The following is a 17,141-nucleotide window of genomic DNA, read 5'->3' on the forward strand; positions in this document are numbered from 1 at the left end:
TTTGGGATGAAACTTCAGGATCTAGACGTCATCGTCACCGCCCCGCCCGCACCTGGCTGGGGAGGGCGATACTGGATACTTGTCAAAGTGACGACCGATACCGGCATCACGGGATGGGGTGAATGTTATGCCTCGTCCGTAGGCCCCGAAGCGATGCGTCATGTCATTCAGGACGTGTTCGACCGGCATATGTTGGGAGAAAACCCCGAAAACATTGAACTCATGTTCCGCCGCGCCTATTCCAGCGGCTTTACGCAGCGCCCGGACCTGACGGTGATGGGCGCATTCTCGGGGTTGGAAGTCGCCTGCTGGGACATTCTGGGCAAAGATCGCGACAGGCCGGTGCATGCGCTGCTGGGCGGCAGGATGAATGACCGGATCCGGGCCTATACTTACCTTTACCCCCTGCCCCAGCACAACCTGAACGATTTCTGGACCTCTGCCGAACAGGCCGGTGAAACGGCGGCGGAAATGGTAAGCCGTGGCTACACCGCCGTGAAATTCGACCCCGCAGGCCCCTATACCATCCGCGGCGGGCACATGCCCGCGATGCGCGACATTTCCATATCCGTCGCCTTCTGCAAGGCGATCCGCGAGGCCGTGGGGGACAGGGCCGATCTGCTGTTCGGCACCCATGGCCAGTTCAACACAGCCGGTGCAATTCGGCTGGGGCAGGCGTTGGAACCATTCCAACCCCTGTGGTTCGAGGAACCTACGCCGCCGGACAATATCGAAGACATGGCCCGCGTCGCGCGCAATGTACGCATTCCGGTTGCCACCGGAGAACGGATGACCACAAAGGCCGAATTCGGAGCCGTCCTGCGCGCCGGAGCCGCCGAAATCCTGCAACCGGCCCTGGGACGCGCAGGCGGAATATGGGAGATGAAGAAAGTCGCCGCCATGGCCGAGGTCTTCAACGCGCAGATGGCGCCGCACCTGTATGCCGGCCCGGTGGAATGGGCCGCCAATATTCATCTGGCGGCGTCCATTCCCAACCTGCTGCTTCTGGAAACCATCGAAACACCTTTCCACGATCAACTGATCAAGGGCTCGATCCGGGTCGAGAATGGCTTTGTCGCCGCCCCGGATGCTCCGGGCCTTGGGATCGATGTCGATGAAGACCTGGCCCGCGCGCACCCATATGACGGAGACGGTTTGCATCTGCAAATGCAGGAAGACCCATGCGATTACGTTGAAGGCAACGCTTTTCAAGGGGGCGCTCCGGCAACCGAGGGGTGACAATATCAATGGCCTTGATGCATATTGGCATCACGAAACGCGACATGACGGTCAGAAAGTGGCACTTAACGAAACCGAACCTCAGGCACACCCAACAGACGCTCTGCCGGACATGAAAGACAATGCTGCACGCGCGGCTGCATTTCTTAAAACACTGGCGCACGAGGGGCGTCTGATGATCTTGTGCCATCTTGGCGGTGGTGAAAAATCCGTTGGCCAACTTGAAGAGCTGCTTCAGCTGCGGCAGGCCGCAGTCAGCCAGATGCTGGCACGCCTGCGCGAGGAAGAGTTGGTCTCGACGCGTCGGGAAGGCAAAACGATCTATTATTCATTGCGCGACGGCGCCACGCAAAAAGTGATCCATCTGCTTTATGATTTGTTCTGCAACACGGACTGCTGATCGCTAATTGGACACATAGCCGGCGATCACCTGCAACAGCTTGAATGCGGTCGCCGCATCGTTTTCCACAACGGCAAGGAATTCTTCTTCTCCGATCCGCAAGCAGGAAAGCTGGGTTTCCGCCACCATGCTCAGCGCACGCGGTTCTTTTCTGATCAGGCCCAACTCTCCGACCAAAGCACCAGGCCCGACTTTGGTGATCAATTGGTCAGGCCCCTGTTCTTGCGGCAGGTACAAACCTGCTTCGCCCTCCAGCACAACATAGGCACCGTCGGTGGGTTGGTCATCTTTCAAGAACACCACCTGCCCCGGCTCGGCATCAAACCAGCGCGCACCAAAGGCCAGCAGGCGCAGCTGCCGCCGATCCAGGCCCGAAAACAACGGGGTTTGTTCCAGAGCGCGCAGTTTCCGCGTCAAATCCGCCGATGCTGCACTGTCTTCCTCCACCTCTACAGGCCCTCCGTCCGAGACCACACGACCTTGCCGGATTTCCACATACATGTCGAATGCACCGGGGTTTTCGAACTGATCATTCAGATAGACAACAGTGGTGTCCGGCAGCAGTTCACGGAGCCGTTTATAGACCGCCACCTGCGTTTTCATGTCGTAGCTGGCCAGCGCATTTTCCAGAATCAGGATGTCAGGTTTCTTGATCGTCGCACGGGTAAAGGCCAAGGGTTCGGCAAATACCGCCGGAAGATTCTGACCGCCCAAAGCAACCTGCACATCATAGATCAGCTCTGTGACCAATGGGCGCGCGCCGTTTTCAGCCAACACATCGACAATCACCTTGCGGGCTTCGTCCGAACGGGAACCGCCAATCTGGCTGACTTTTCCGAACAGCGCATTTTCCATGACCGTCAATCCGGGCGCAAAGACGTTCGGATCCAATGGAACGAAGACGTCTTGCAAACGATCCATCAGTTTCTCGGAATGGCTGTGCCGGAGTTCAAGGATGCGATCCTTCAGTTCATCCGTGAATGCAGGTCCGATCTGTTCGGCAGAGATCACAAATGGCACCGCCAACATGTTGGCAAGCTGTTCGTCATCCAGCCCGTCCGAACCTTCTTTGCGGGTCTGGTCCACCAGATCCACTGCAATTTCATAGGTTTTTGCATCAAGACCAAGCTTTTGGAACAACGGGTGGTCGGTTCCATCGATCCCGAATATCTGGCGCAGCATGTCGATCACATCGCGTGTCAACGCGATCAATGTCTCGTCCAGCCCCAGTTCACGCAACTGTCCGAGAAAAACCTTTTGCTGCGCAAGCAAAGCTTGTGTCACAGGTACACGTGGCGTTGCGAACAGCAGATTTTCAGCCACAGGCAGGGCTGCGTTATAGGTATTCCGGTCGAAGACAAGCGCCTGTTGTTCCAGCCCGGCCTCCCGAACGGCCTGCTGCACGACCGGGCGCAGCTCGATCAGCTTCTTTGCCAGTTCACAATGCTCGGCCGCATCGAAACTTTGTTCGGCGCCCCGTTGGAACAGCGCCGCGCCAAACCCCATTCCATCGATCAACTGCAACCACCAGGCACGCAGTTCTGCGGCGTCCTGAAAGCCGGCCAGAGTTGGGTCCAGCCATTCCGCCCTGAACGGATCGGCACTGTTGCCCGCCCTCAGAGTTTCAAGAAAATCCGGATCGTCCGGCGGGTCAGTCAGCGGTTTGAACCGCATCGGCATCATCACGTTGTCGCCCAGCGTACCCTGAAACATGACAGGGCGTGATGTGACATACCCGATACGCGCGGCGACAACCGCCTGATGCAACTCGGCCAGTTTCAGGTCTCCGATCCGAACCTGGCCAGCACTGGGACGTATTTCCCGTGTCAGCAATTCGCCGATGGCGCGTCGATCTTCCTCGCTGGGGGCGGCGATCCCAATTGTCTTCCCGGCAGGAAAACTGAGGTCCAGATCATCAAGCACCTGATTGCCATCCATGTCGCGCACAGAAACGTGATCCAGCACGATGTCGCCGTTCAGGTGCGGCCACTCGGTAGGTTCACCTTTGAACAAGGTTTCATCATGCATTCCGGCCGGGGCAAAACGGTCAAGAACCACATCCCAGCGCAGCGACATGTCCTGGGTCTGGTTGTAATAGGTCAGCAGTTCCTTCCAAGGTGAGCTGAGATCCTTGTACGCAGCCAATGCGGCAACCAGCGCCCCCAGTGAAACCGAGCCCTGAAGCACCAACAGACCACCAACCAGATAGAACATGAACGGTGTAAGCTGCGAGATGAAGTTGTTCAGGAATTTCATGAAAAACTTCTTTTGATAGATCTCGAAACGGATGCCGAACAGGCGTCCCAATTGCTCTGAGATCATCGACCGGCGAAAACGCCAGCCGCCATTGGTCCGCAGGGTGGACGCGCCCGCTGCGTTCTCGCCGATCTGCGCCGCCAGAACCCGAACCTCCTGAATGCGTTTTTTGTTCAGCAGATTGATCTGGCGTTGCAGCTTGGGGATCAACCAGGCCTGCAAGGGTATCAGCGCCACCGCGGCCAGCCCGAACCAGACACTTTGCAGGAACAGGAAGGAAAGTATGGTGATCATTTGGCCGGCCTGAAGAACCGGCTGGCTGATCGCATCGCCCATCAGGCCGCCCATCGGCTCGCTTTCGGCGGTGATCATTGACACCATTTCACCTTGGCTTACACGCTCGAAATAGGGTTGAGGAAAGCGCAGCGCCCGGCTGATCAACTGATAGCGAAAGCGCCGCAGCATCCGTTCACTCAGCACGCCCTTCATGGTGTTGATGCGCATTTTCATCAGGCCGTGGCACAGCACGGCCGCCAGAAAGGCAAAGCACAGAACGACCAGAAAATTGGTCTGCGACATGGAATAGCCCCAGATTGTCACCTCGGAGGTGGACGACCCGATCGCGTCATTGATTATTCGTTTTGGCAACTCAAGTGTGAGGTACAGCAAAGGAAACAGCGTCGCCGTCACGGCCAGCAGGATCAGCTGTTCGCGCTTGGAGTATTTCCAGATAAAGCGGAAAATTGTGCGTTCTATGGAACCTGCCCCTGCTGCTGACCTTCGACGTGGATTAAACGCAATGCATGCAATTTCAACAGCATGAATCAAATATCATCCAGACAGGATAAGCAAATTTTTCCCTTTTGGAAAATTTCTTGACCGAATGTGAACTAGTTCATTTACGCGTGCCCGTTTTATTGCCTAATGTTGGCGGCAGAACGATATCGGGAGGGTTCTTTTGACTGCCAGTATTGGCGCAGTGTTTCTTATGCTTTGTCTTTTGTTGATCAAGCATATGTTCGCTGACTACTACCTCCAGACACCGAAGATGCTTTCCGGTCGGGGTGAGTATTTTCACTTGGGACGCGCGCAACATGCCGCTGTGCATGTTGTGGGTTCTGTCGTCGTTTTTTTGGTGTTCGGCGCGCCGTTGTCTTTTATTCTGATTGTCGGGGCGCTGGAATGGTTCATCCATTTCAATATCGATTTCATCAAGGCCAGCTATTCAGACAAAAAACGACTTGAGCCAACGCAACCCGCTTTTTGGCGCGCTGCAGGTTTGGATCAGTTGATGCACAACCTAACTTATGTTGCGATGGTTTGGGCCTGGGTTACTTTCGCCGCCGCCTGAACGGTGTCAGGCCGCGTTCTCCGATACGGCAAGCCGATAGGCCCTTAGCCACATCCGATCCAATGCGTCAATCGCAGCAGGGTCGAACCGGTGTTCAACTTCCCAATACCGACCAGAGGCTACATAATATCCAAGATCATCTTCCATTCGCTGCACACTGTGCATGGCTGCAATATCGGGAAGCGGTGCGGCCGTCAGGTCAGATATGTTGACGGATGGAAACACCAGCCGGCTTGGCGCGCTGGACAACCGTACGGTTCTGCACCCCTGAGCGGCTGCGTAAAGTCCCAGTCGGGCGGCCTTCGCTTCAAGCGAACGCAGTGTCACGTCCTCTCGCAAAGGGTCCGCAGTGCCATTTCCGTAAAAATGTGTTCGTCCCGATCCTGAATACATCATGTCGCAACCGGAAAAAGCCAGAACATCCGGCTTCAGGGCTGACAAAGCCCAATAGCCTGCCGTGAAAGCCATCGTTCCGCCGGCATAGACGAACCCGCCATAGTCATTTTGTCTTGGGACGTATTCGTCGGCAGTGACTATGTGTTGAGTGCCAAGAACTTTTCCAGGGCGGCGCTCTGCCGGGAAGTCTTCGGGGTGGATCAGGTAATCCCAGTCTTCTCGGATGCGCCATGCGTTGTTGATGGCGACGATATGCGTGAAAGGCGCGCGCGACCATGCCCGCGCCTCCAGCGCCGATGGGGCGCTGCCAAGGATCAATACGGTTGTCTTTCGGTCGGTCATGGCGGGGCCGGGCTTGTTGACAGCCCCCCATGACATAGACCGTTTGCGAAACGCGACTAGCCCAGAACCGAGAAACTGCTTTCCTCATTGATCGGGCGTTTGCGCGAGTAGAAGCCCACGTCGATTGTCCGCTTGATGTATGGCAATTCGAACTGCAACGGTTTCGCGTCGTGATCGGCGCCACCTTCGCAGTAATCGATCAGTGCCGCCATCATCTTGCCCGCAATCGGCGCATTCTTGTACTGGTTTCCGCTTGAACCACAGGCCATGTAGAACCCCGGCAGGCTGGATTTGTCATAGATCGGAATCCAGTCGGTAGACGCATCATACAGGTCAACCACGCCCCGCGTTTTCGATGGAATGCCAAGGCTGGGCACACGCTGCGCATACCGCATGGCCTGCGTGGTCCATTGATCGGTGAATTCACGATTGTAGTTCACATCGTCCTCGCACCACTGATGCGGATCACATTCCGGATCCTCAGATCCGACAAGGATGTGATTGCCGTGTTCCGGGCGGCAATAGCAGGCAATGTCACTGTCCGAAACGATGGTTCCGTCGTGTTCAAAATCGAACCCTTCAGGGGCTGGAACGTGTACGACCTCTTGCCGCAAAGGCCGGGTTGTGATGGTCATATCGTCCAGAACGCCGGCCATCTTGTTGATGATGGACGAACCAGGTCCTGCCACATTGACCACAACCTTGGCGTGGATTTCCTCGCCCGAGTCCAGCTTGACGCCGGAAACGCGCCCGCCCTCGGTCAGGATTTCCGTGACTTCAGCGCCGGTACGGACCTCGGCCCCATGCTGTTTCGCGGCATCCATCAGGTTCTGGGCCGACAGGGCCGGGTCGGTGACATAACCCGCCTGAGGCCAGTACACCCCGCCCGTCATTTTGCGCCCGTTGGGTTGGCCGAATTCAGGATCGTCCATACGGCGCGCGGGGGCGAAGCTGTCCAGCGAATAGACCGGCAAGCGTTCCAGCACTTTTTCATCTGACCATTCCTCGAACGGGCAATTCAGCTCGGACGAATTGCGCATGTGCTTTTCCAGCATCCCGTTCGCCTCGGTTTTCATGACCAGACAGCCGGTTTCGCGGAACTGCGCAAGGTTGGCGTCTTCCGGCAAGCCAAGATACTCGGCCCAGTCGCGCCAGTAGTGGTAGCCTTCCCAGGCAAACGCGGTTCCATCGAATGTGGAATAATGCATCCGGATAATCGCGCAGGACCCCGCGGTAGAACCGTGCCCGACCTGCGAATTCCGGTCCAACGACAGGGTTTTCCATCCCGCCTTGGACATCTCGAACGCAATGGCCGCGCCGATCACGCCGGTTCCGATGATGATTGCGTCTGGTTGGCTCATGTCTGGTTTCCTTTCCAAAAGCGCAGGGAATACGCGCTGAATTCTTCAACTTCCTCGGGTTTCGGCGCGACGCCTGTGAAGGCGTAGAGGTAATGCGGCACCATCGACAGCCGCATTTCGATAGGTTCATTCAATTGCGCCAGATCATAACCGATCTGCATGTAATACAGCACGCGCGCCCGGGTTTCGGCTTCGATCTCGGAATAGCCGTAGCGGGCGAACATGGCGTGCAGCGCTTCCAGCCTGCGGGCATCCGACTGGTCCAGCATACGCCGCACCTTGCCTGATTTTCGCGCCCAGTCACGTACCGCAAAATCCAGCGCCGTATCGAACAGATCGGTATTCACCACACACCGATGAACGTTGCAGACAGCCGCCGTTATCGTCTCGGCCGGCGCTTCGGCCTGCGCGACCAAGGCGGCGGTGTTGGTGGCCTGCCAACGCGCCAGCAATGCATCCAGCAACTCTTGCCGGGATTTGAAGTACCAATAGAACGACGACCGCGATACTGCCATCCGTTCGGCCAGGTTCAGGACCTTGATCTGGTCCACCCCGTCCGAAATCAGCACATCCATCGCCACGTTCAGCCAGTCGTCACGCGTGACCTTGATGTTGCCGATCAATGGCTCGGCCTCGGGGTCATCGCGATGAAGGATCGGTTTCGGGCTCATTCAACTCTCCGGTGGGGCACCGCCCTCGGCGGTACGACGGGCAATGAACTCATGTAAATCACCTGTCCGATCATTGTCGACAGCGGGCGCCCGGAAGTCGTTCAGAATGCCTTTCCAAACATCCGTTGCCCGATGGTTTGCGTCCACCGACCCGCGCTCGGCCCAGGTGCCGAAATTGGCGTAGTCATGGACATGCGGTTGATAGAACTCAGTGTTGTAGCGCTCCATCGTCTGGCTTGATGCAAAGAAGTGGCCACTGGGTTCAACCTCACTCAATGCAGTTTCAAACCCGATCTCGGACGGCCCTGCCTGCGCACCTGCGCACAGTTCGGCGACCATGTTCAGCACTTCCGCATCGCAGACCAACTTTTCGAAGGAAACCGTCAACCCGCCTTCCAACCAGCCTGCGGAGTGGATGATCACCGTTGCCCCGGCCATAAGGCATCCCCAAAGGCCAAACTGGTTCTCGTTTGCGGCCTGCACGTCGTTGGTGTTTGACGCCGATCCGGCAGCCGACCGCCAGGGCAAACCAAGATGCCGCGCCAGTTGGCCCGCAGCCAATGATGCCTGAAAGTGCGACGGCGTCCCAAAAGCGGGCGCGCCGGACTTCATGTCCACGTTACTGGTGAACGTGCCATAGCAGACCGGCGCACCAGGATTGGCAAGTTGGGTCAAAGTCAGCGCGGCAAGGGCCTCGGCATGGGACAAGGTGATCGCCCCGGCCACGGTGATCGGTGCCATCGCGCCCATCAGGGTAAAGGGTGTGATGATCGACATCTGACCGTGGCGGGCAAAGTCGATCAAACCTTGCGCCATCGGGATATCCAGGGTGCGCGGGCTGTTGGTGTTGATGATCGTATAGCAATGTGCATGGCCCCGGAACGCATCATCCGAAAGACCGCGTGCCGTGGTCAGCATCTCAAAGCAGTCCATCACCTGCGGGGTTCCACGCGAAAAGAAGAACGGAAACTTGTCCGTCAGTTCCATCTGGGCCCGAGTCGTGAAGTAATGGCGCAGATGGGTCGGCACATCCTGCGGTTCGACCTGTGGCGAAATCATCTGGAACACGTCGAAATGATGGGTGAGCTTCAGAAACTCCAGGTAATCCTGACCTGTCGCCGGGCGCCGACCACGCTCAAGGTCGGTTGCGTTCGGCGCGCCGGCTCCGGGTTGAAACACCAGCGCGCCCAGTTCGAGCATAAAATCGCGACGCCGCGAGCCGGCGCGACAGGCGATTGATTTGGGCGCTGACGCGACTGCGGCTTCAACCATCTCGCGCCCGACAAACACCATCTCAGTGTCTTCATCCACCCGCGCGCCGCCCTGTTTGAACAGTTTCCGCGCCTCGGGCAGCAGGGTCTTTACCCCCAACTCTTCCAGTGTCCGCAAGGCGGTGTCATGCATATCCGCGATTTGATCGGCCGGGAACACTTCCATCTGTGGGAAAGGATTCCTGAGCTGGCGATAGTTCACATCGCGACCGGGCTGCGGGGCGGCGTCAGCCCCCCGCCCCCGCCGTCGGCGCCCGCGCTCTGCAGCAGTCATGATCAGCCTCGCATCGCTTTGCCTTCGGGGTCATAAGGTGACGGCGCGATCACACGCGCCGGACGTTCAACCCCCACTACGTGAACGGACAGTTCCGTGCCCGGTTCCGCCTTGTCCCGATCGATCAGGGCCATCGCCAGTGACTTGCCGGTATAGTGCCCGTAGCCGCCCGAGGTTACGAACCCAACGCGTTCGCCATTGGCCCAGACCGGTTCGTATCCGCTGGCATCTGCGTCCAGAGCATCAATTTCCAGTGTCGCCTGAATTTGCGCGGGGCCGTTGCCGTCACGTTCGGCAAGCGCGCCCGCCTTTCCAACAAAGTCCTTGTCCCAGTCGATCCAGCGGTCCATTCCGGTCATGCCCGGTGTGTAGGCTTGCGTGAATTCCGCCGACCAGATGCCAAAGCTTTTTTCAAGCCGTGTTGACAGCATCGCGTTGAAGCCGCATTCGCGGATGCCTTCCTCGGCCCCTGCTTCCAGCAGGATGCGGCGCAGCTTGATATGGTCGCCATAGCGGCAGTTGATCTCGTAGCCCTTTTCTCCGGTCACCGACATGCGGGCGACGCGGGCGCGCACGAGGCCGATATCGAAATCGCCGCACCCCATGAACTTCAAGCCCGAGATATCCTGTTCCGCCAGTTTTTCCACAACCGCCTGTGACTTCGGCCCGACCACGGCAAAGCCGCAATATTCCTCGCCCAAATCACGGATATTGACGCCATCCATCATGTGATCGTCGAACCAGCGCATATGCCAGGCCCGCAGGTAATAGCTGCCCATGATCCACCAGGTCCCGTCGCCCCAGTTCAGAACCGTCAGATCGCCCTTCAGCCGCCCATCCTCACCCAGCATCGGGGCCAGTTTCGCACGACCCGCGCCGGGGAGCTTGGAGGCCATTACCCTATCCAGCCAGGCTTCTGCGTTCGGACCGGAAACCTCGAACCGCGAAAAGCCCGAAATATCCAGCAAGCCCGCACCTTCGCGGATCACTTTGCATTCCTCGGCCACGATGTCATGCGCGTTCGAACGCTTGAGGGTCGGCGTTTCCTCGAACCCTTTCGGCGCGAAATAAAGCGGTACTTCAAGATCCCAGCTGACGCCCCATTTGCACCCTGCCTCGGTCATCGCATCATGCGCCGGTGCCATTTTCAGCGGCCGCCCGGCGGGCAGTTGCTCGTTCGGATAGGTCATCACGAAGCGGCGGGAATAGAACTGGCCCGTCGTCTCGCGGATGTAGCGTTTGTTCTGGGCATAGTCGCCATAGCGCGCCACATCCATCGGCCAGGCATCTGCCTCGGGCTCGCCATGGATCATCCATTCGGCCAGCGTCTTGCCGACGCCGCCGCCTTGCAGAAACCCGGCCATCACCGCGCAGGCGGTCCAATAGCCGCGCTTGCCCGGCACCGGACCGACCAGAGGGTTGCCGTCGGGCGAGAAGGTGAACGCGCCGTTCACCCATGTCTTGATGCCCACGTTCTGGATCGCCGGATAGCGTTCGAACCCCAGCGTCAGCTCGTTTTCGATACGGTCCAGCTGCTCCTGGAACAGCTCTTCGCCATAATTCCACGGCGCGCCGTCCATGGCCCAGTGTTCGTGATCGACCTCATAAATGCCGACCAGAACGCCCTTCTGGTCCTGCCGCATATAGGTGAAGCCCTCAAGATCCACGGTCATCGGCATCTCGAAATCGGCCGCTGCGACCTCGGGCACCGTGTCGGTGATCAGGTAATGGTGTTTCAGCGGAGAAACCGGCAGTTCGACCCCTGCCATGCGCCCCACCTGCTTGGCCCACAAGCCGGCGGCGTTGACCACATGATCGCAGGTGATTGTGCCCCTGTCGGTCACCACCTGCCAGCCATCCGCCGTCTGGATCAGTTCCTCGACCTTGGTTTCCTCGTAGTATTCCGCCCCGCGCTTTTTCGCGGCGGTGGCATAGGCCTGCACGGTGCCTGTGGTGTCGATATAGCCTTCGCGGTCGGCCCACATCGCGCCCAGAATGCCGTCGGTGGACATGATCGGGCAGCGTTTCTGCGCCTCTTGAGGGCTCAGCAGTTCACAGTCATCAATGCCGATGGACTGGAAGATGCGGTAATTGGCCTGCAACCACTCCCACCGCTCGGGGGTTCCCGCCAGCGTCAGACCACCGGTCATGTGCAGGCCGATATTCTGGCCTGATTCCTTCTCGATCTCGCTGAGCAGATCAATCGTATAGGCCTGCAAAGACGCCATGTTCGGATCGGCATTCAAAGCATGAATGCCTCCCGCCGCGTGCCAGGACGACCCAGACGCCAGCCGCCGCCGCTCCAACATGACGACATCCGACCAGCCAAACTTGGCCAGGTGATACAGAACCGAGGCCCCGACAACGCCTCCTCCGATGACCACGACGCGATATTGGGATTTCATCCCGACCTCCCCTGAACAGAATCTGAGGAGACGCTAGTTGCACTGTTCACATCTGTCTAGACATTTCTGTACAGTGCCGATCACAACGCAACCCGGCACGGTTCGGCCGGTTTACAGACTTGCGCTTGGACGAGATTGAATAGCTTGAAACCACGCCAGGGTGGCCGCGTTGTCTTCCGGGATACGCATCTTGATGACGCGGGCGAAATCGACAAAAACGAAAGCCGAGATATCCGCCAGGGAAAACACGTCACCGGCCACAAACGGGCTTTCCGTCAGACGTGATTCCAGCATTTCAAAGAAGGATGCCACACGCTCGCGCCCGCGCTGTGCAAGTTCGGGAATCTGCGCATGATTGGAGGGGCCCGGAATGGCGCGATCCTTGAAGGCGGGATGTCCATTGCGCAAAGCCTCGGCAATCGGTGCCCCGCCCTGATGTTCGACGATCGCGTTCCGCATCAGAACCAATCCTTTTTCCTCGGGGGTTCGGCCCATCAAAGGCGGTTCGGGAAACCGTGCCTCCAGAAATGCCGCAATGCCCAGATTTTCTGTCAGAACGGTTCCGTCATCCGTTACCAGAACCGGGATCGTGGCCCGAGGGTTCACAGCGCGAAAGGCTTCGCTCAACTGTTCACCTTTCGCAATCGAGACCTCACGCGTTTCGATATCCAATCCTTTTTCGGCAATGAACATCCGCGCACGACGGGGGTTTGGAGCAGTGGAGCAATCGTAAAAAATCATGCCGTTACTCCTTTTCGGTCAGCGGCGATATATGAAACAGCGCCCTTCGACGGCGCCTTCGGGCAACGGCATCTCGGTCAGCCCTTCGAAATACATCCGATCACTTGAGACCATCAGCCCGCCCGGAGCAAGCAAAGGCTCGATGAGCGGAGATACAAACCGCGCGAATTTGTCATTCTTTTCGCGATTGTGCCCGCCAAGATCCGCGTGGATCAGGCTGGCTGACGCACCGAACCGTTCAACCGATGCAGGCAGGGTATCCCGGACGTCGCCCAGAATCACGCGATCTTCGGGCGGGGTCGAGTCGGGGTGCGAAGCCACCGCGCGTTCGAACACATAGACCGGGCGGCCATCCATGTGCTGCACAAGATGGTGATACGTACGCCCGTTGCCCAAACCCAATTCGAAAACCGGACCTGTCAAGCCCGCAGTGTGCCGGATTGCGTAATCCAGACAAGCGCGCTGTGACACCATGCGATCGATGAACAGATCCAGACGGCTTTGATTCTCGGACACCGGAAAATATCTCCTTGATACCATTCGAGAGCATAAATGCGCCCGATGCCGTCCTTGATGGCAAAATCTCAAGACTTTGTGTAGCGACGAAGCCCATAGTTTCACGATTTCGCGACATTTCGGCCCAAGAACGGGTTTGACTAGACGGGCGGAACCGCGCGACACTGAACAAAAAATCACGGGGAGTTGAAGTAACCGATGTCATCGAACGGTCAAACGGGTGGAAAACCCGCATGAGCGCGTTGTTGTCCGTAAGAGACCTCAGCATCGGCTTTGGTACGGGCAATTCCGTGGTCACGGATGTGAACTTCGATGTCCAAGCCGGACAGACGCTTGCCCTGGTCGGTGAATCGGGATCGGGAAAAACAATCACATGCCGCGCCGCCTTACGTATCTTGCCCCGCACGGCGCAGATTCGAAGCGGCACGATTACCTTGAACGATTCCAAGGGCATGTGCGAGCTCACCACGGTTTCCGAACGTGAGCTGCGCGACATCCGCGGCAATCGGGTTTCAATGATCTTTCAGGAGCCCATGAGATCGCTGTCCCCGCTGCACAAGATTGGCAATCAGGTCAGCGAGGTTTTGTGGCTACATCGTGGGCTGTCCGAGTCCGCGGCACGCAAAAAGGTCCTGACGCAGTTCGAACGCGTCGGGTTCCCTGATCCACAGCGCGCCTATGACTCCTACCCTTTCGAGTTGTCCGGCGGTATGCGCCAACGTGCCATGATCGCCATGGCCATGGTGTCAAAACCAGAATTGCTGATCGCGGACGAACCGACCACCGCACTGGATGTGACCACGCAGGCGCAGGTTCTGGGCCTGATCAAGGAATTGCAGCGTGAAACCGGCATGGCGCTCATTCTGGTGACTCATGATCTGGGTGTCGTCGCCAACATGGCCGAGCAGGTCGTCGTCATGCACAAGGGACGTATCATGGAGGCCGGCCCCGCCGCCCCGATCCTGACCGCGCCCGCACACCCGTACACCAAGCAGCTGTTTGAAGCCGCGCCGGAAATACCGGATCAGGACGCGGTGGGTATACCGATGCCCGACACGGATCTGATCCTGCAGATGAAGGATGTGTCCAAGACCTACACAATGCGGTCCAGCAAAGGATGGCAATCCGACAAAGCAATCTATGCCTGCCGAGGAGTCGACCTGAACCTGGCGCGCGGCAAGACTTTGGCAATTGTCGGTGAAAGCGGATCGGGAAAGACAACGGCGGCCCGCATCGCCTTGGGGGCTGAATTGCCCGACCCCGGTGGTGAAGTCCTGTTTCGTACCGCCCCCGATGCCGACCCGATCACGGTGCACAACATGACCCGAGCCCAGCGCACAGCGTTTCAGCGCAAGGCACAGATGGTTTTTCAGGACCCTTACAGTTCGCTCAGCCCCCGGATGCGCATTCAGGACGCCATGACCGAACCACTGGAAATCCACCGCATCGGCACAACAGCCGAACAGCGGGACAAGGCCGCCGAGATGTTGCAGCGCGTCGGCCTGACGGGTGATATGCTCAAACGCTATCCGCACGCGTTTTCCGGAGGGCAGCGACAGCGCCTTTCAGTGGCGCGGGCCATGATGCTGGACCCGCAGTTGATCGTGTGCGACGAACCGACCTCGGCATTGGATGTATCTGTTCAGGAACAAATCCTGACGTTGCTGGAAAACCTGCAAGACAGCCTGAACCTGTCCTACCTGTTCATCTCACATGATCTGGCCGTTGTCGCACGGATCGCTGACGAAGTTGCCGTCATGCGTCGGGGTCTGATCGTCGAACAGGCACCGCCCGAAACTCTTTTCTACAATCCGCGCCATCCATACACCAAGGCGCTGATTGCCGCTCAACCCGAACCCGACATCAATCGCCCGATTGACCTTCAATTGGTTTCTCTGGGTGCCGGCGCGCCGGACAGTTGGGATGAAGCCTTTCGTTTCTCGGACACCGTGATACCCTCACTGGTGGAATTGGAACCGGGCCATAAGGTACGTTGCCATGTTTAATACCATTCGCCCTCTGCTGCTGGCTGCTATGCTGGCGTTTTCAGGGATCCTGCCCGCGGCGGCAGATACAATCCCAACACCTCAGGAAAGCGCCTTCTGGAGCGCCGAGGTTGAAAGCGGCAATCTTCCGCCAGTGCAGGAGCGTTTGCCCAAGGACCCTCTGATTGTGGATCTGGCCGCAAAAGGAAGAGAATTCGGGAAACCGGGTGGCACTCTGCGCACCATGGTCACGCGATCCAAAGATATCCGGCAGATGGTTGTCTATGGCTATGCAAGGTTGGTTGGGTTCAACCAAGATTACGAATTGGTACCCGACCTGCTGGCCTCGTATGAAAACGAGGGCAATCGCAAATTTACCCTGAAACTGCGCGAAGGGCACAAGTGGTCGGACGGCTCACCCTTTACCTCGGAAGACTTCCGCTATTGGTGGGAAGACGTCGCCAACAACGAGTTGCTCAGCCCGTCAGGCCCACCCGATTTTCTGATCGTCGAAGGTAAATTGCCCACGGTCACGTTTCCCGATGAGACCACCGTGATCTTCGAATGGGACGACCCGAACCCGAACTTCCTGCAATCTCTGGCACAAGCACGACCGCCGTTTATTTACCGGCCGGCCGCGTTTCTGAAACAGTATCACGAGAAATACGCGGACGCGGAAGAGCTTGCCTTTCAGGTTGAAGATGCCCGGGTCAAAAGCTGGGCGGCGCTGCACAACAAGCTGGATAATCTTTACAAGTTCGACAACCACGAACTTCCCACGTTGCAGCCATGGCTGAACGCCAGTTCGGGCAAGAAAATCCGTCACAACTTTGTGCGCAACCCCTATTATCACCGGATCGACAGCAAGGGGGTGCAACTTCCCTATATTGACGTGGTCGAGATGGAGATCGTCGCCCCCGGTCTTGTTGCCGCCAAGACCAACGCCGGTGAAAGCGACCTGCAAGGCCGTGGCCTTGCCTTCCGAGACGCGTCGATCCTCAAGAAAGGCGAAGCACAAGGCGGATACAAAACGCTGTTGTGGAAAACCGGCGTGGCCTCGCAGATCGCGATCTACCCGAACCTGAACTTTTCTGATGATGTCTGGCGCGATGTACTGAGGGACGTTCGCGTGCGGCGCGCCTTGTCGTTGGCCATCGACCGGCAGACCATCAACCAGGCGCTTTACTTCAAACTCGCACACCCCGCCGCGAACTCGGCTCTTCCCGCCTCGCCCTTCTACAGTGAAGAAAACGCTGCGGCCTGGGCGCAATACGATGTGGATCAGGCCAATGCGCTTTTGGATGAGGCTGGTCTGGATCAGCGCGACAAGAACGGCATCCGCCTGTTGCCTGACGGTCGCCCAATGGAGCTGGTAATCGAAACCGCAGGTGAGCGGCAGGAAGTCGAAAACGCGCTTCAGATCGTAACCGATACCTGGCGTGAAATCGGTGTCAAACTGGTCATGCGCCCGCTGGACAGGGACATCCTGCGCAACCGCGTTTTCGCGGGCAATTCCATGGCGTCCGTCTGGTTCGGTTGGGATGATGGTATTCCGCAGGCGCATACGTCCCCGGCTTATCTGGCCCCGACAGATCAGGTGTTCCTGGCTTGGCCAAAATGGGGGCAGCACTATCAGACCGGTGGCGAAGCGGGTGAAGCCCCCGACATGCCAGAGGCGCAGCGCCTGATGGAATTGGCGCATGAATGGCAAATCGCCACGACCGATGAAGAACGCGCGGCTGTCTGGACCGAGATGTTGAAAATCCATGCCGATCAGGTCTATGCCATAGGCATCCTGAACGGCGCCCCCCAGCCCATTGTGGTGTCAAACCGCCTGCGAAATGTTCCGGAACAGGCTATGTGGGCCTGGGAGCCCGGTGCACATTTCGGCATTCACCGCCCGGACGAGTTCTTTTTCGCCGACTGAGCAGGA

At 58.1% G+C, this 17,141-nt stretch carries 13 protein-coding genes; 5 read left to right on the plus strand and 8 right to left on the minus strand.

All coding sequences use genetic code 11. The features are described 5' to 3' along the window. Nucleotides 1-6: 6 nt before the first annotated feature. Together GS612_RS14875 and GS612_RS14880 are read left to right on the plus strand one after the other, a co-directional pair. A complete protein-coding gene (locus tag GS612_RS14875; protein WP_171641370.1) occupies nt 7-1,239 on the plus strand; it encodes a mandelate racemase/muconate lactonizing enzyme family protein in 1,233 nt (410 codons plus the stop codon). A 112-nt stretch (nt 1,240-1,351) separates the two neighbouring features. Beyond that, entirely contained in the window at nt 1,352-1,639 is a 288-nt protein-coding gene (locus GS612_RS14880; RefSeq protein WP_171641435.1) for a helix-turn-helix transcriptional regulator, read from the plus strand. Nucleotides 1,640-1,642: 3 nt separating this feature from the next. Here GS612_RS14880 and GS612_RS14885 read toward each other — a convergent pair whose 3' ends face one another. Further along, entirely contained in the window at nt 1,643-4,639 is a 2,997-nt protein-coding gene (locus tag GS612_RS14885) for a cyclic nucleotide-binding domain-containing protein (RefSeq protein ID WP_171641437.1), read from the minus strand. Between the two features lie 244 nt (nt 4,640-4,883). Here GS612_RS14885 and GS612_RS14890 point away from each other — a divergent pair, with 244 nt between their 5' ends. Next, on the plus strand, nt 4,884-5,246 hold the full coding sequence (locus tag GS612_RS14890; RefSeq protein WP_371419740.1) for a DUF3307 domain-containing protein: 363 nt from the start codon (nt 4,884-4,886) through the stop codon (nt 5,244-5,246). A 6-nt stretch (nt 5,247-5,252) separates the two neighbouring features. Here GS612_RS14890 and GS612_RS14895 read toward each other — a convergent pair whose 3' ends face one another. The 7 genes from GS612_RS14895 to GS612_RS14925 all read right to left on the minus strand — a co-directional run bounded on the left by GS612_RS14895 (nt 5,253) and on the right by GS612_RS14925 (nt 13,247). Then, nucleotides 5,253-5,984, minus strand: a complete 732-nt coding sequence (locus GS612_RS14895) for a hypothetical protein (protein ID WP_171641372.1) — start codon at nt 5,982-5,984, stop codon at nt 5,253-5,255. Between the two features lie 56 nt (nt 5,985-6,040). Continuing rightward, on the minus strand, nt 6,041-7,345 hold the full coding sequence (locus GS612_RS14900; protein ID WP_171641374.1) for an FAD-binding oxidoreductase: 1,305 nt from the start codon (nt 7,343-7,345) through the stop codon (nt 6,041-6,043). Continuing rightward, the gene (locus GS612_RS14905) at nt 7,342-8,016 is read right to left on the minus strand and encodes a TetR/AcrR family transcriptional regulator (RefSeq protein ID WP_171641376.1); all 675 of its coding nucleotides are present in this window, start codon (nt 8,014-8,016) and stop codon (nt 7,342-7,344) included. The genes GS612_RS14900 and GS612_RS14905 overlap by 4 nt, the downstream gene beginning before the upstream one ends. Then, nucleotides 8,017-9,561 (minus strand): trimethylamine methyltransferase family protein, encoded by a 1,545-nt coding sequence (locus tag GS612_RS14910; protein WP_171641378.1) that lies wholly within the window; start codon nt 9,559-9,561, stop codon nt 8,017-8,019. 2 nt (nt 9,562-9,563) lie between these two features. Beyond that, entirely contained in the window at nt 9,564-11,966 is a 2,403-nt protein-coding gene (locus tag GS612_RS14915) for an FAD-dependent oxidoreductase (protein WP_171641380.1), read from the minus strand. Between the two features lie 111 nt (nt 11,967-12,077). After that, complete coding sequence (locus GS612_RS14920; RefSeq protein ID WP_171641382.1) at nt 12,078-12,707, minus strand: glutathione S-transferase family protein; 630 nt, start codon at nt 12,705-12,707, stop codon at nt 12,078-12,080. A gap of 18 nt (nt 12,708-12,725) precedes the next feature. Then, the gene (locus GS612_RS14925) at nt 12,726-13,247 is read right to left on the minus strand and encodes a class I SAM-dependent methyltransferase (protein WP_171641384.1); all 522 of its coding nucleotides are present in this window, start codon (nt 13,245-13,247) and stop codon (nt 12,726-12,728) included. A 209-nt stretch (nt 13,248-13,456) separates the two neighbouring features. Between GS612_RS14925 and GS612_RS14930 the strand changes: the two genes are divergently transcribed. Together GS612_RS14930 and GS612_RS14935 are read left to right on the plus strand one after the other, a co-directional pair. Then, a complete protein-coding gene (locus tag GS612_RS14930) occupies nt 13,457-15,229 on the plus strand; it encodes an ABC transporter ATP-binding protein (protein ID WP_152457139.1) in 1,773 nt (590 codons plus the stop codon). Further along, nucleotides 15,222-17,135 (plus strand): ABC transporter substrate-binding protein, encoded by a 1,914-nt coding sequence (locus GS612_RS14935; protein WP_171641386.1) that lies wholly within the window; start codon nt 15,222-15,224, stop codon nt 17,133-17,135. Before GS612_RS14930 ends, GS612_RS14935 begins: the two co-directional genes overlap by 8 nt. Nucleotides 17,136-17,141 lie beyond the last annotated feature (6 nt).

This window comes from Ruegeria sp. HKCCD6157 (assembly GCF_013110685.1).
Lineage (GTDB): Bacteria > Pseudomonadota > Alphaproteobacteria > Rhodobacterales > Rhodobacteraceae > Ruegeria.